11 protein-coding genes and 1 rRNA gene are annotated in these 15,139 nt (G+C 72.2%); 3 read left to right on the top strand and 9 right to left on the bottom strand.

Annotated elements, in window-relative coordinates:
• Nucleotides 1-32: 32 nt before the first annotated feature.
• The gene (locus ACFVX9_RS22665; RefSeq protein WP_380371199.1) at nucleotides 33-2,714 is read right to left on the bottom strand and encodes a collagenase; all 2,682 of its coding nucleotides are present in this window, start codon (nucleotides 2,712-2,714) and stop codon (nucleotides 33-35) included.
• Nucleotides 2,715-2,951: 237 nt separating this feature from the next.
• The gene (locus ACFVX9_RS22660) at nucleotides 2,952-3,911 is read right to left on the bottom strand and encodes a LysR family transcriptional regulator (protein ID WP_380371196.1); all 960 of its coding nucleotides are present in this window, start codon (nucleotides 3,909-3,911) and stop codon (nucleotides 2,952-2,954) included.
• A gap of 378 nt (nucleotides 3,912-4,289) precedes the next feature.
• Between ACFVX9_RS22660 and ACFVX9_RS22655 the strand changes: the two genes are divergently transcribed.
• Nucleotides 4,290-4,487 carry a hypothetical protein gene (locus ACFVX9_RS22655; protein ID WP_159398428.1) on the top strand — a complete coding sequence of 66 codons (198 nt, stop codon included), beginning with the start codon at nucleotides 4,290-4,292 and terminating at the stop codon, nucleotides 4,485-4,487.
• A 170-nt stretch (nucleotides 4,488-4,657) separates the two neighbouring features.
• Here ACFVX9_RS22655 and ACFVX9_RS22650 read toward each other — a convergent pair whose 3' ends face one another.
• Together ACFVX9_RS22650 and ACFVX9_RS22645 are read right to left on the bottom strand one after the other, a co-directional pair.
• Nucleotides 4,658-6,004, bottom strand: coding sequence for a class I SAM-dependent RNA methyltransferase (locus tag ACFVX9_RS22650; RefSeq protein WP_387983204.1), 1,347 nt, complete (start codon nucleotides 6,002-6,004; stop codon nucleotides 4,658-4,660).
• Nucleotides 6,005-6,390: 386 nt separating this feature from the next.
• A complete protein-coding gene (locus ACFVX9_RS22645) occupies nucleotides 6,391-8,460 on the bottom strand; it encodes an APC family permease (RefSeq protein ID WP_107452862.1) in 2,070 nt (689 codons plus the stop codon).
• A gap of 229 nt (nucleotides 8,461-8,689) precedes the next feature.
• Between ACFVX9_RS22645 and ACFVX9_RS22640 the strand changes: the two genes are divergently transcribed.
• A complete protein-coding gene (locus tag ACFVX9_RS22640; protein WP_387983180.1) occupies nucleotides 8,690-9,358 on the top strand; it encodes a potassium channel family protein in 669 nt (222 codons plus the stop codon).
• Nucleotides 9,358-10,029 (top strand): potassium channel family protein, encoded by a 672-nt coding sequence (locus tag ACFVX9_RS22635; RefSeq protein WP_387983178.1) that lies wholly within the window; start codon nucleotides 9,358-9,360, stop codon nucleotides 10,027-10,029. The genes ACFVX9_RS22640 and ACFVX9_RS22635 overlap by 1 nt, the downstream gene beginning before the upstream one ends.
• 107 nt (nucleotides 10,030-10,136) lie before the next feature.
• Here ACFVX9_RS22635 and ACFVX9_RS22630 read toward each other — a convergent pair whose 3' ends face one another.
• The 5 genes from ACFVX9_RS22630 to rrf all read right to left on the bottom strand — a co-directional run.
• Nucleotides 10,137-10,952, bottom strand: coding sequence for a DUF3159 domain-containing protein (locus ACFVX9_RS22630; protein WP_244293354.1), 816 nt, complete (start codon nucleotides 10,950-10,952; stop codon nucleotides 10,137-10,139).
• Nucleotides 10,953-10,954: 2 nt separating this feature from the next.
• Nucleotides 10,955-11,362, bottom strand: coding sequence for an OB-fold nucleic acid binding domain-containing protein (locus tag ACFVX9_RS22625; RefSeq protein ID WP_063347599.1), 408 nt, complete (start codon nucleotides 11,360-11,362; stop codon nucleotides 10,955-10,957).
• Nucleotides 11,363-11,428: 66 nt separating this feature from the next.
• On the bottom strand, nucleotides 11,429-12,109 hold the full coding sequence (locus ACFVX9_RS22620) for a response regulator (RefSeq protein ID WP_033351413.1): 681 nt from the start codon (nucleotides 12,107-12,109) through the stop codon (nucleotides 11,429-11,431).
• Nucleotides 12,110-12,218: 109 nt separating this feature from the next.
• Nucleotides 12,219-14,807: an ATP-binding protein gene (locus ACFVX9_RS22615; protein WP_380371189.1), complete on the bottom strand. Its 2,589-nt coding sequence runs from the start codon at nucleotides 14,805-14,807 to the stop codon at nucleotides 12,219-12,221.
• 240 nt (nucleotides 14,808-15,047) lie between these two features.
• Nucleotides 15,048-15,139 (bottom strand): 5S ribosomal RNA (gene rrf, locus ACFVX9_RS22610); the annotation flags it as partial.

Below are 15,139 nucleotides of genomic sequence, written 5' to 3'. Positions count from 1 at the left end.
CGTGGCCGCCCGGGAGCGAACGCGGGTCCGGATCAGAACTGGGTGCTGACCGTCACCCCGCTGAAGTCCGTGCTGGCGTAGAGGCTGATGTAGCGGTAGCCGGCCGTCGGGTTGGTGACGGTGATGCTCTGCGTGCTGCCGGCGTTGGTGGAGGAGGCGGTGAAGGCGTTCGGCGAGGCCCAGGTGTCCGCGTTGTAGTACAGGTACGCGGTGCCGGTGCCGCCGGAGGTGCTGATCTTCAGGGTGCTGACGCCGGCCGGCAGGTAGACGTACAGGTAGTCGAGCCCGCCGGCGGTGGCGGTGAGGTTGGACCGGGAACAGTTCTGGCCGAGCGCGTCGGTGCGCGGGTCGATGCAGGTCGGCAGGGTGGTGCCGCCGCCGGTGCCGGTGGTGACGGTGACCGAGGCCGGGGTGCTGGCGGTCCTGCCGGTGGCGTCGGTGACGGTCAGGGCGACGGTGTACGTGCCCGCGGCGGCGTAGCCGTGGCTCGGGTTCCGCTGGTCGGAGGAGGTCCCGTCGCCGAAGGTCCAGTGCCAGGCGGTGATCTGGCCGGGGCCGGTCTGGACGGACTTGTCGGTCAGCGTGACGGTGGCGCCGTTGACGGCCTGGCCGAACAGCGCGGTCGGGCCGGCCGCGTAGCAGGCGCCGGCGGCGCAGCCGTCGAGCCAGGCGTCGAAGTCGGCGTCGTAGCCGGTGCCGATGCCGTTGTAGACCGCGTAGCCGCCCTGGTAGTCACCGGTGCGGAAGTGGCCGAGCATGGCGTAGACGTCGGCCGGGTGCTTCTCGAACATGTACCGGACGGCGAGGTAGCCCCACGGGTAGGTGCGCACCGAGTCCGAGTTGCCGTACGTGTTCTGGAAGACGGTGCTGAGCTTGTAGGTGTGCTTGGCGGCCTCGGCCATCGCCTGGGTGTCGGTGGTGCCGCGGTAGGCGTAGGACTCGTACTCGGCGACGCCCTCGATCCACCAGATGTCGGGCACGGAGATCTCGGTGGAGAAGTTGCCCTTCATGTCGTAGATGCCGTCGAGGTAGTGCGTGTACTCGTGGTTGAGGTTCCACACGTTGGCGGTGAAGCCGTCGTTCCACGACTTCTGGTACATCACGCACACGGCGCGGTTGTTGGGGTCGGTCGGGTCCATGACGGTCTGGCCGCCGTTGTCGGTGGAGTTCCCGAAGATCGCCCAGGAGTAGTTCAGGTAGTCGGCCTGGTTGGCGAAGACCGCGAGGGTCATGTTCTTGCCGTACGGGTTGACCGGGCCGTTGTCCTTCACCAGGTTGTGGAAGAAGGTGTCCTCGCCGCGCAGGCTGGTGCAGACGGCGGCCAGGTCGGCGGGCGACAGCGACTCGGTCAGGATGGTGCGGTTGTCGCAGACCAGCTGGTTCGGCAGCACCGCCGCGGTCAGCTTCGCCGGCAGGTCGCAGGTGCCGTAGTACGAGCACTGGCCGGGGTCGAAGGCGTTGGCCTGGTAGGCGGTGTGGACGTACAACGGGCCGGTGACGCCGGTGATCTGGGCGCCGTCGAGCACCGCCTTGACCTTCCCCTTGACCGCGGCCTCGACGACGGGGCCGTCGCCGGCCATCCGGCCGAGGTCGTTGCCGGCGTTGACGTCGAGGTAGGCGTTGGCGGTGCCGAGCAGGTCCTTGTGGTTGAGCGCGAAGTCGCCCAGGACGGTGCCGATGCTCGGGTCGGCGCCGACCGCGCTGACGAAGTCGCTGTTCCAGTTGCCCCGCCACAGCGGCGCGGACAGCACGGCGTTGACCGCCTTGAGCATCTTCGGGAAGGCGTTGTACGAGTTGTTGTAGCTGGTCAGCACCTGCTTGTAGACGCCCAGGTAGCTGCCCTGCACGTTGGCGCTGTCGGTCAGGACCAGCACCTCGTTGAGCACGGTGCCGTTGTTGTCGGTGACGTCGGTCCAGTGCCGGCCGGCGAAGAAGGCGTCGAGCCCGGCCTTGGAGGCACTGGTGAGCGCCGCGTCGTAGGGGCCGACCGCGTCCGCGTTGTTGGACTGGACGTAGTACCCGGCCCGCAGGAAGAGCACGAGCTGCAGGATGCCGGTGGAGTTGTCCCCGGTGTAGTTCGCCGCCAGGCCCTGGTAGGCGTTGGCGACGGTGAGCATCTGGGATTCCTTGAAGATCCTGCCCGCGTCGGTGCCGGTGACGTTGAACAGCGTGTTCACGCAGTCCGTGGTCGAGCCTTCGAGGAAGGAGACCAGGTCGGCACCGCTGCGCCCGCCGAAGTCGGCGGGGGTGCAACTCGGCGCGGCGACACCGGCCGTACCAGCGGCGGCGCGGGCCGTACCAGCGACGGCACCGGCCGAACCGGCAGCGGCACGGGCGGAACTGCCCGGCTGGGCCGCGGAGTTGCCCGGCTTGGCCGCGGGCGCGTGCGGCTGGGCCGGACGGGGCGCGGTCTGCACGGCGGTGCCGGCCGGCTGGCCCATCACGACCTGGCCCAGCAGCGCCGGCGGCAGCGGCTTGGCGGCGGGGGCGGCGGCCTCGGAGGGATCGGCCGCGAGGAAGGCCCCCAGCGGCTTCGGGACGGCCGACGCGGCGTCGGCCGTCGCCGGGGCGGCGGCGGACGACCGGGCGCCGGCCGGCGGCTGGGCGGCCGGTCCGGACGCGGCGAGCGCGGGGACCGGCAGCAGGGTGGCGGCGGTGGCACAGCCGGCGACGACGCCGGCCATGAGCGTGGGGAGGGGTATGCGAAGGCGCACTGCGGGGTCCTTCTCCTGTGGGGGAGGCGACTGGACGACTGCCGAGGCATGGGGGAAGTCGACGTGATCCTGCCATCGGGCGACCCGCCAGAACAATGTCACAGGTCATATGACATCTACCGCGTCCGGCATAACACCGCCCCACCGGGACCGCCCGCCCGCCCCCGCCTCGCACCACGGCCTGACCCGGCCTCTCCACCGCCGGACCCGACCGTCCCGCCCCCCGACCCGGCCTCCCTACGGCCGGACCGGCCGGTACGTCCGCGCCGCCCAGGCCTGGAAGGTCGGCGAACTGGCGATCAGGTCCCGGTAGGCCGCGGCCGCCGCGCCGAACAGCGTCTCCACCACCTCGCCGCTCACCCCGACGGCCCGCCAGGCCAGCAGGTGGCGGACCCAGATCGGCGTCCCGGCGAGCGGCTTGACCACCACTTCGGCCAGCGGCCTGGTGGTCGCCTGGACGACGGAGATCCCGAGCCCGGCGGAGATCATCTCCTGCAGCTCCAGCCGGCCGCCGAGGAACTCGTGGACGGTCGCCGGGGTGAAGCCCGCCGCGGCGCAGGCGCCGTAGAACACGCCGTGCCAGCCGGCCCCGTCGTCGGGGGTGAGGAACCAGTCCTCCTCGGCCAGGTCCACCAGGGCGATCTCGGTGCGGTGCCGGAGCCGGTGGCCCGCCGGGAGTGCGACGAAGGCGGGCTCGGTGACGATGCCGCGGTGCGCGACGGCCGGCGAGTGGCGCAGTTCCCGGCCCGGGTAGTCGACGGCCACGGCGGCCTCCGCGTCGCCCTGCTCCAGCAGGTCGACGATGTCCGACGAGCGGTAGACGGAGGTCACCGTGAAGCGCTGGTCGGGCCGCTGGTGCCGGGCCCTGGTGACCAGTCCGGGCAGGATCGGCGAGATGGTCGCGGCCAGGCGCAGCTCCTGGCGGGCCGGCTCGCCGGGGGCCGCCGGGCGGCGGCCGAGGCAGTCGGCGCGGGTGAGGAGGTCGCGCGCGGCGGCCACCACCTCGACGCCGAAGCAGGTCGGCGCGACGCCCACGGCCGTGCGCTCGAACAGCGGCGCGCCCAGGTGGCGTTCGATCCGGCGCAGTTGCGTACTGGTCGCGGGCTGCGAGGCGCCGAGCAGGACGGCGGCCCTGCCGACGCTCCCGGTGTCGGCGATGGCGCACAGCACGCGAAGGTGCCGCAGTTCCAGCTCCATGACCCTCCCCCTCACGCAAGGGCCGCACCCTCCCGGCCGACCGCTCCGGGCGGGAGGGTGCGGCCCCGGCGGTGGCTGTGCAACAGCACACATGACATGTCGGCCGCTCACCTTCGCCCCGCGCGAATCACCTCGTCAAGCCCCCTCCGGGAGCCGAACGGCGGCGCCGGCAACCGCCTTTACCGGCGCATTGCGTCCCCCTGACCACTCCCTGACCCACACCCCGGCGACCGCCCTGCCCGCACCCGCCACCCCGCCCAATGCCGCCCGACGCCGCCCCGCCGGGGCGAGCGAGACTTGAAGAGTTCTTCACCTTCCGAGACTCTGAACTCTCCTGAGCGTTCCGCGGAGCGGCACCGACCGGTCTGGAGGCCGGCAATGACAGCCATGTTCGACCAGGAGCTGCGCGAGCAGCTCGCCCAGGCCCGCCGGGACCTCGCAGCGGCCCGGGCCGAAGGGGACGCCGACGGCGTCCAGGCGTACGAGGGCCGGATCGCCGGACTGCTCCGGCTCGCCGCCCAGCACGGGATCGACCTTCCGCACAGCGCCGACGAGGAGGAGCACAACCGGCCCTGACCGTCCCGCACCGGAACGGCGAGGAGGCGGCACCCGCGTGAACGGGTGCCGCCTCCTCTGCCGTCTCCTCCGACGAACTCCCCCGAACTCCCCCGGACTGCCTCTGACCGCCCCGAACCGCCTCGAACGCGGTCAGAGCCCGTCAGTCAGCACCCCGGAGGGCCGCCGGGTCACTTCCCGATCGGCTCCAGGATCGTCACGCACTCGAAGTGGTGCGTCATCGGGAACAGGTCGAAGGCCCGCAGCGAGACCGGCCGGTAGCCGCCCTCGCGGAAGAACGCCAGGTCCCGGGCGAGCGCCGCCGGGTCGCAGGCGACGTACGCGATCCGGCGCGCCTCCAGGCCGACCAGGTGCGCGACGGTCTCGCGCCCGGCGCCCGAGCGCGGCGGGTCCAGGACGATCAGATCGGTGGCGGTGATGCCGGTGCGCGGCAGCAGCGTCTCGACGCGGTCGCACTCGATCCGCACGTTGTCCAGCGCGGCCAGGTTGTGCCGGGCGTCGGCCACGGCCTGCTTGGAGGACTCGATGCCGAGCACCGCGCCCTCCTCGCCGACCCGGTCGGCCAGCGCCCCCGCGAACAGGCCGACGCCGCAGTACAGGTCGAGCGCGTTCTCGCCCCACTGCGGGTCCAGGCCGTCCAGGACGGCGTCGACCAGGGTGTCCGGCGCCTCGGGGTGGATCTGCCAGAAGCCGCCGTTGCTGACCCGCCAGGTCCGCCCGGTCGCCCGCTCGCGCACGAAGCTGCGGCCGTGCACGCGGTGGATGTCGCCCTGGTCGTCCACCCGGGCGATCGACACCGGCTTGTCCAGCTCGACCAGCGGCAGCTGGGCGCCGGGACGCGGGGTGAGCACCACCTGGCGGTCCGAGGAGCCGCTCGCGGCGATCACCTCGACCGAGGCGATGCCCGGCCAGTCGCGGGCCTCGATGCCGAGTTCGGTGACGCCCTCGGCGGCGATCAGGCAGCGGTCCACCGGCTGCACGTCGTGCGAGCGGTGCTTGCGCAGGCCGACCTTCCCGGTCTCCTGGTCCACGGCGTACTGCACGCGGGTGCGCCAGGTCGGCACCTGCCCGGCCGGCAGCTTGCCGCCGACCGGCTCGACGCTGCCGTCCCAGCCCGCCTCGGCCGGGGTGAGCCCGGCCAGCTTGGCCAGCTGTTCGGTCAGCACCTGCCCCTTGAGCTTGCGCTGCCCGCCCGGGGTGACGTGCTGCCAGTCGCAGCCGCCGCACTTGCCGGGCCCGGAGAACGGGCACGGCGGCGCGATCCGCTCCTTGGCGGGCTCCAGGATCTCGACCGCGTCGGCCCGCAGGAACCGGGAGGTGGAGGTGCCCTCGGTGACCAGTGCGACCACCTTCTCGCCGGGCAGCGCGTGCCGGACGAACAGCACCCGGCCCTCGTGCCGGGCCACGCAGTGCCCGCCGCCGTGCGCGACCGGGCCGACCTCGACCTCGTAGCGGTGGCCAGCCAGCGGATCGCCGGTCGGCGTCTCGGGCCGCGCGGCCCGCGGCGCGGTGCGCAGCGCCTTCGGCGGCCGCACCGCCTGCTTGCGCGGCCGCTCCCCCGGCGTGCGGGACGCCTGCGCGCGGTCGCCCTTCGGCGCGCCGTCCTTGGAGCGCTCGCCCTTCTGCGTGCGCTCGGTCTTCGGCGCACGGTCGGTCTTCTGCGTACGGTCGGTCTTCTGCGTACGGTCGGCCTTCGGCTTCCCCGTGTCGGCTTCCGCCGGACGCGCGGGAGCAGGCTCGCCCGGCGCGAGCGGCGCGGTCTGCGCGGTGAAGCCGTCGCGGTCGGTGGCGGCCGGGCGCACGGGCTTGCCCCAGCGCGGCCGGGCGACCTTGCCGGGGGTGGCGGCGCCCTTGCGGGCGCCCTTGCCCGAGGATCCGGAGGAGCGGGACGGGGTGTTGCGGGTCACTGGGCGGAGTCCTTGCTGCTGTCAGCGGTGGCGTCTGGCATAACGGGGACCTTCGACTTTACGGCCTTCGGCGCCCGAGGCTCGCCACGCCGGACGGCACCCGGCGCCGACCAGGCCTTCTGCGGCTTGCGCCGCTCGGAGGACTCCAGCTGCCACGGCACCGAGGTGACCATCACCCCGGGCTTGAACAGCAGCCGTCCCTTGAGCCGCAGCGCGCTCTGGTTGTGCAGCAGGTGCTCGTACCAGTGGCCGACCACGTACTCGGGGATGTAGACCGACACCACCTCGCGCGGGCTGCTGCGGCGCAGGTTCTTCACGTAGTCGAGGACGGGCCCGGTGATCTCGCGGAACGGCGAGTCCAGCACCTTGAGCGGCACCTCGATGCCGCGCTCGTCCCATTCCCGGCGCAGCGCCGCCGTGTCGGCCGGGTCGACGTTGACGGTGACGGCCTCCAGGGTGTGGGCGCGGGCGAGCCTGGCGTAGGCGAGGGCGCGCAGCGCGGGCTTGTGCAGCTTGGAGACCAGCACGATGGCGTGCACCCGGGTGGGCAGCACCACGTCGTCCGGCTCCTCGGCGGCGGTGAGCTCCTCGGAGACCCGGTCGTAGTGGCGGCGGATGCCCTTCATCATCACGAAGAGCACGACCATCGCGGCGATCGCGATCCAGGCGTGGCTGATCTTGGTGACCAGGACGACGATCAGCACGGCCATGGTCATCACCAGGCCGAAGGTGTTGATCGCCCGGCTGCGCTGCATGTGGCGGCGCTTGGCCGGGTCGGTCTCGGTGCGCAGCAGCCGGGTCCAGTGCCGGATCATGCCGGACTGGCTCATGTTGAAGGAGACGAAGACGCCGACGATGTAGAGCTGGATCAGCCGGTTGGGGTCCGCGTCGAAGGCGATGACGAACAGGATCGCGGCGATCGCCAGCAGGATGATGCCGTTGGAGAAGGCCAGCCGGTCGCCGCGGGTGTGCAGCTGGCGCGGCAGGTAGCGGTCCTGGGCGAGGATCGAGCCGAGCACCGGGAAGCCGTTGAAGGCGGTGTTCGCGGCGAGCACCAGGATCAGGCCGGTGACGGCGGCGACGAAGTAGAAGCCGGGCGTGAAGTTGTTGAAGACGGCTTCGCTGATCTGGGCGAGCGCGGTCTTCTGGTGGTAGCCGGGCGAGGAGCCGACGAGCTGCTCGGCCGGGTTCTCGGCCATCTGCACGCCGGTGAGGCGGGCCAGCCAGATGATGCCCATGAACATCACCACGGCGATGCTGGCCATCATCAGCAGGGTGGTGGCGGCGTTCTTGCTCTTGGGCTTGCGGAAGGCCGGCACGCCGTTGGAGATGGCCTCCACGCCGGTGAGCGCGGCACAGCCGGAGGAGAACGACTTGAGCAGTAGGAACACCATGGCGAACCCGGCCAGCGATTCGTTGCCGGGGATGGCGGCGAGGTGGAATCCGGAGCTCTCGGCGGGCATGTCCTGGCCGAGCAGGAAGTGCCGGACGAAGCCGTAGCCGACCATGCCGATGACGCCGATCATGAACGCGTACGTCGGGACGGCGAAGGCGGTGCCGGATTCGCGGACGCCGCGCAGGTTCATGCCCATCAGCACCACCACGACGATGACCGACAGGGTCAGTTCGTGGCCGCGCAGCGCGGGGACGGCGGAGACGACGTTGGCGACGCCCGAGGTCGTCGAGACGGCCACGGTGAGCACGTAGTCGACCATCAGGGCGCTGGCGACGACGAGTCCCGACTTGGGCCCGTGGTTGACGGTCGCGACCTCGTAGTCGCCGCCGCCGCTCGGGTAGGCGTGCACGTTCTGCCGGTAGGAGGCGACCACCGCGAGCATCACGATCGCGACGACGACGCCGATCTGCCAGGAGAAGTGGATCGCCGAGGCACCCGCCACGGAGAGCGTCAGCAGGATTTCCTCGGGGGCGTACGCGACCGAGGAGAGCGCGTCCGAGGCGAAGACGGGCAGCGCGATCCGCTTGGGCAGAAGTGTTTCGCCCAATTTGTCGCTGCGCAGGGCGCGCCCGATCAGGATGCGTTTCGGTAGGTCAGTCGGCATAGGCACGTTAAGGAATCGTAGGGGCTTCCCGGGCCGGGCTCCGCCGTTTGTCCCCCCCTTCGTCGCGACTGCGTTCTATGGACCGGCTAGCGTGTCGGATACGAGTCGGCGGGCAACACTCAGGTTGTGAGTCGGCGCCCCACGAGAACGCTCGCCCAGGGAAGCCGGGCGGGAAAGGGAGATGAACGGTGTTTGCGCAGGTCAAGAACCCTACGGGACGGGTGAGGTAGCGCCGGTGCACATCGTCATCATGGGCTGCGGCCGCGTGGGCTCGGCCCTCGCCAGAGCCCTGGAGAAACAGGGCCACTCGGTGGCCGTGGTCGACCAGGACCCGACCGCGTTCCGTCGGCTGGGCGCCGGGTTCAACGGGCGCCGGGTGACCGGCGTCGGCTTCGACCAGGACACCCTGCGCGAGGCGGGCATCGAGGAGGCCGGCGCGTTCGCCGCGGTCTCCAGCGGCGACAACTCCAACATCATCGCCGCGCGGGTGGCCCGGGAGAACTTCGGCGTGGAGAACGTCGCGGCCCGGATCTACGACCCCCGCCGCGCCGAGGTCTACCAGCGCCTGGGCATCCCGACCGTGGCGACGGTCCGGTGGACCGCCGACCAGATGCTGCGCCGGCTGCTGCCGAGCGGCGCCGAGCCGCTGTGGCAGGACCCGAGCGGCGGCGTCCAGCTGGCCGAGGTCGCCTACGCCCCGGGCTGGGTCGGCCACCGCATCGGCGTGCTGGAGGAGTCCTCCGGCACCCGGGTGGCGTTCGTCACCCGGCTCGGCGAGGGCGTGCTGCCCTCGCCCCAGATGGTGGTGCAGGAAGGCGACCTGGTGCACGTGATGCTGCGCCGGGGCGACCTGACGGCGGTCGAGGCCGCGTTCGCGCAGGGGCCGAAGGAGGAGGGTCACTGATGCGGGTCGCCATTGCCGGGGCCGGTGCCGTGGGTCGCTCGATCGCGGGCGAGCTGCTGGAGAACGGGCACGAGGTCCTGCTGATAGACAAGAACCCCAACTCCATCTCGGTGGAGCGGGTGCCCATGGCGGAGTGGCTGCTGGCCGACGCCTGCGAGATCACCTCGCTGGACGAGGCGGCGCTGCAGCGCTGCCACGTGGTGATCGCCGCGACCGGCGACGACAAGGTGAACCTGGTCGTCTCGCTGCTCGCCAAGACCGAGTACGCGGTGCCGCGGGTGGTCGCCCGGGTGAACAACCCGAAGAACGAGTGGCTCTTCAACGAGTCCTGGGGCGTGGACGTGGCCGTGTCCACCCCGCGTCTGATGTCCGCCCTGGTCGAGGAGGCGGTCAGCGTCGGCGACCTGGTCCGGCTGATGCGCTTCAGCCAGGGCAACGCCAACCTGGTCGAGCTGACCCTGGCCGCCGACACCGAGCTGGTCGGCACCCGGGTGGGCGACGTGGCCTGGCCGCAGGACACCGCGCTGGTGACGATCATCCGCGAGGGCCGGGTGCTGGTGCCGGGCAAGGACGACACCCTGGAGGGCGGCGACGAGCTGCTCTTCGTGGCCGCGCAGGAGCGCGAGAAGGAGCTGGAGGACCTGCTGTCGGCGTCCTCCGGCGCCCAGTAGGGCCGAAGGCGCGGACCGGACACGGGCGAGGGCCCGCACCCACCAGGGGTGCGGGCCCTCGCCCGTCGCGTGCGGGCCGGCGAGCCGGGGCTCCGGCCGGACAGGGCCTAGCGGGCCGGCTCCTCGTCGTCGTCGAACTGCGCCTTGATCGGCGGCGGCGCCTTGAGCAGGATCTGCCAGGTGACGTACATCGCCAGCAGCATCGGCGGGATGCCGAGGGCGACCTTGAGCCAGCCGAGCAGGTTGACGTTGTGGGTGAAGTACAGCGGGAAGAGGATCACCGGCTTGAGGCCCATGATCACCACCCAGGCCCAGGTCGCCTTGGTGTAGGCGGCGAACCGGCCCGGGTTCTCCTTGCGCCAGGTGAACATCTCGCCGGTGACCGGGCCGAGCATCACGCCGATCATCGGCCAGCGCACCAGGGCGGAGACCGCCAGGGCGATGCTGTAGCCGACGTTCCACAGCAGGCCGGGCAGGTAGAAGTCCTCGGCGCGGCCGCTCTTCATCGAGATCCAGGCGCCGAGGGCGACGCCGAACACCCCGCTGAAGGCGTGCTGGACGGTCTCCCGCCGGGCCAGCCTGGTCACCACGAACACCGCGCACAGGCCCAGCGCGGCCCAGGCGGCGGAGCTGACCTGGTGGGTGATGTTGAAGGTGACGATGAAGACCAGGCCGGGCAGCGTCATGTCGATCATGCCGCGCACGCCGCCGAAGGCCTGCAGGATGGTGTCGGCCGCTTCCTTGGAGGCGGCGGCCTTGCGGGCGGCCTCCTCGGCCGCGCTGTCGGCGGCCTCCTTGGCGACGACGGCCTCGCGGACGGCCGCGTCGGCCGCGGCCCCGGGTCCGTGCGGGCCGGGCGGCGCGTGGTGGTTCGCGGCCAGGTCAAGCTGGGCGGCGGACTCGCCGCCGGGCTGGTTGCTCACGCTCATTCGCTCCCGTGTCCGACCGGACGCAGCTCATAGCGGGGGTTGAACAGCACGCGGCGCCCGCGTGCGTGGCTGATCCGGCCGCTGGCGACGAGCCGGCGGCCCGGCTCTATGCCCGCGATCGAGCGGCGGCCGAGCCAGACCACGTCCAGCGCCTCGGTGCCGTCGAAGAGTTCGGCCTCCAGGGCCGGCACCCCGGCCCGCGGGCGGAGCGTCACCGTGCGCAGCGTGCCCGCCACGGTGACCAGCTCGCGGTCCGCGCAGCCGGCGATCGGCGTGCAGCCCGACTCCGCCGCGCTCTCCTGGCGCAGCTCCTCGGCCTGCAGCTCCTCGGCCGAGGAGGTCAGCCGGCTGAGCATGCGGCGGAAGCGCCCCTGCGGCTGGTCGCTGCTGTTGTCACCACTCATGTCGGAAGGGTACCGGTTTCCGCGCCCCCGGCGGCAGGCCGTACGGCCACCGGGGGCGCCCCGGGGTCAGCTCTCGAAGCGGTAGCCCATGCCCGGTTCGGTGATGAAGTGGCGCGGGTGCGAGGGGTCGCGCTCCAGCTTGCGGCGCAGTTGGGCGAGGTAGACCCGCAGGTAGTTGGTCTCGGTGCGGTAGGCGGGGCCCCACACCTCCTGGAGCAGCTGGGTCTGGCTGACCAGCCGGCCGGCGTTGCGGACCAGCACCTCCAGCAGGTGCCACTCGGTCGGGGTGAGGCGGACGTCGGTGCCGTCCCGGTTGACCTTCTTGGCGGCGAGGTCGACGGTGAAGCTCTCGGTGACGACCAGCGAGTCGTCCTCGCCCGCGACCGGCTCGGCGCGGCGCACGGCGGCGCGCATCCGGGCGAGCAGCTCGTCCATGCCGAACGGCTTGGTGACGTAGTCGTCGGCGCCGGCGTCCAGGGCCTCGACCTTCTCGTCGGAGGCGTGCCGGGCCGACAGCACGATGATCGGCACCCGGGTCCAGCCGCGCAGGCCGCGGATCACCTCGACGCCGTCCATGTCGGGCAGGCCCAGGTCGAGGACGACGACGTCGGGATGGCGGGCGGCGGCCAGTTCCAGGGCGCTCGCGCCGTCATGGGCCGCGTCGACCTCGTACTTGCGGGCCTTGAGGTTGATCACCAGCGCGCGGACGATCTGCGGTTCGTCGTCCACGACGAGGACCCGGGTCATTTACGGGCTCCGCCTTTCAGGGCTGTCGGACTTACGGACTGTGGGACTTGCTGAACATACGGATTGCGGAGGCGAGGAACGACAGGCCGGAGCGGCAGGCCACCGGCTGTCACGTGATCAGCCGCGACAGCGGATCGTGCCCGTCACCGGCCGCCTCCCCCGGTTCCGGCGGCCGCTCGGCCGCGGGCAGGCTGACGACCATGGTGAGGCCGCCACCAGGGGTGTCCTCGGCGGTGACGGTACCGTCCATCGCCTCGACGAAGCCGCGCGCCACCGCGAGCCCGAGCCCCACCCCGGCGCCGCGCGGCGCGTCCCCGTAGCGCTGGAACGGCGCGAAGATCCGTTCCTTGGCGTCCTCGGGCACACCCGGGCCGCGGTCCACGATCCGCAGCTCGACCCGCGCGGAACCGCCCGGCTGACGCAGCGCGTCGGCCTTGACCAGCACCTTGACGCCGTCCGGGCTGTACTTGACGGCGTTCTCGACCAGGTTGGCCAGCGAACGCTCCAGCAGGCCGCCGTCGGCCCGGATCATCGGCAGCGTCTCCGGGACGTCGAGGCGCACCGACTCGGGCGGCACCCCGCCGAGAGCGAACGGCACCACCTCGTCCAGGTCGGTCTCCTGGATCAGCGGGGTGACGGTGCCGGTCTGCAACCGGCTCATGTCCAGCAGGTTGTTGATCAGGTGGTCGAGCCGGTCGGCCCCGGCCTCGATGCCGGCCAGCAGCTCCGCCTCGTCCTCCGGCGCCCACTCGACGTCGGCCGCCCGCAACGAGGTGACGGACGCCTTGATCCCCGCCAGCGGGGTGCGCAGGTCGTGCGAGACCGCCGCCAGCAGGGCGGTGCGGATCCGGTTGCCCTCCGCCTCCCGGCGCGCCGCCGCGGCCTCCCGGGCCAGCCGGCGGCGCTCCAGCACCACGGCCGCCTGCGCGGCGAACGCCCCGAGCAGGCGCCGGTCCGCCCCCGGCAGCACCCGGCCGCGCAGCACCAGCGCCAGGCTGTCGCCGACCGGCACGTCCACGTCGGCCTCCTCCGGCCGCTCCGGCGGGCGCGGCCCGGCGGTGGCGACCGGCACCCAGGCGCCGAGCGGCTCCGGACGCTCCAGCAGCGCGGCGCTCTCCTGCCCGAAGGTCTCCCGGACCTGCTCCATCAGCGCGGTCAGCACCCCGTCCCCGTTCGGCGCGCCGCGCAGCACGGTACCGGCCAGCGCGCTGAGCGTCTGCGCCTCCGTCTGGCTGCGGGCCGCCTGGTGGGTGCGCCGGGCCGCCAGGTCGACCACGGAGGCGACCGAGATGCCGACCACGGTGAATATCGCCACCGCCATGATGTTCTGCGGCTCGTTGATCGTGAAGGTGTGGATCGGCGGCGTGAAGTAGTAGTTCAGCACCGACGAGGCGACCAGCGCCGACCCGATCGCCGGCAGCAGCCCGCCGACCAGCGCCGCGCACACCGTCAGCGACAGGAACAGCAGCATGTCGGTGGACAGGCCCAGCCCGCCGATCGCGGTCAGCACCAGCGCCAGCACCGGCGGACCCGCCAGCCCGATCAGCCAGCCCGCGATGGTGCGGGAGCGGCCCAGGTCGGTGATCCGGCGCACCGGCACCCGCCCGCGTCCGTGCCCGGCGTGCTCGTGGGTGACCATGTGGATGTCGATGTCGCCGGCCTCCCGGGTCACCGTGGTGCCGACGCCAGGCCCGTAGAGGTACTGCCAGGCCGGCCGGCGGCTGGTGCCCAGCACGATCTGGGTCGCGTTCACGCCCCGGGCGAAGTCCAGCAGCCCGGCGGCCGGGTCGTCGCCGAGGACGGCGTGGAAGGAACCGCCGAGGCTCTCCACCAGGGCCCGCTGCTCGATCAGCGTCTGCGGGGAGCCGGTGCCCGAGAGCCCGTCCGAGCGGGAGATGTGGACGGCGAGGAGTTCACCGCCGGAGACGCGGGCCGCGATCCGGGCCGCCCGCCGGATCAGCGTCGCCCCCTCGGGGCCGCCGGTCAGGCCCACCACGATCCGCTCCCGGGCCTGCCAGGTGCCCTCGATGCCCTGCTCGGCCCGGTACTTCTGCAGGTACTCGTCGACCCGGTCCGCGGTCCACAACAGCGCCAGCTCGCGCAGCGCGGTCAGGTTGCCCGGACGGAAGTAGTTGGCCAGGGCCGCGTCTATCTTCTCCGGCGCGTACACGTTGCCGTGCGCCAGCCGCCGCCGCAGCGCCTGCGGCGACATGTCGACCAGCTCGATCTGGTCGGCCCGGCGCACCACCGCGTCCGGCACGGTCTCGCGCTGGCGCACCCCCGTGATGCCCTCGACGGCGTCGCCGAGCGATTCCAGGTGCTGGATGTTGACGGTGGAGATCACGTCGATCCCGGCTGCCAGCAGCTCCTCGACGTCCTGCCAGCGCTTGGCGTTGCGGCAGCCGGGGATGTTGGTGTGCGGCAGCTCGTCCACCAGCGCCACCTGCGGGCGGCGGGCGAGGACGGCGTCCACGTCCATCTCGGTGAACGCGGCCTCCCGGTGCACCAGCTGCCGGCGCGGCACGACCTCCAGCCCGTCGACGAGCTCCGCGGTGAGCCGCCGGCCGTGATCCTCCACGAACGCCACCACGACGTCCGTGCCACGCTGCTGTCGCCGGTGCGCCTCGGCGAGCATGGCGTACGTCTTGCCGACCCCGGGGGCCGCCCCAAGGTAGATGCGCAGCCTGCCTCGTCCCATGAGCACCATTCTTGATCCGGCTCTGCCCCGGGGCCACCCCCGGACACCTGTTCCCCTTCCCTTCGAGACTACGGCGTGAGCGGCGATTTTCCGCTGATCAGTGGACTGATCATGCGGTTTTAGCGACATATTGACGGCGCCCGCCCCCTCGGCCGGGCCGGCTTGAAAGCCTTCTGCCCTGTCTCCGGGAAATGCAAAAAGACCCCCTCCCAGAAGGGAGGGGATCTTTTCGGAATAATTGTTCGGCGGCGTCCTACTCTCCCACAGGGTCCCCCCTGCAGTACCATCGGCGCTGTAAGGCTTAGCTTCCGGGTTCGGAATGTAACCGGGCG

It is taken from the genome of Kitasatospora sp. NPDC058243 (assembly GCF_042882025.1).
Taxonomy (GTDB): Bacteria; Actinomycetota; Actinomycetes; order Streptomycetales; family Streptomycetaceae; genus Kitasatospora.
Note: the sequence above shows the minus strand (reverse complement) of the source record. Positions and strands in the feature narration are given on the sequence as shown.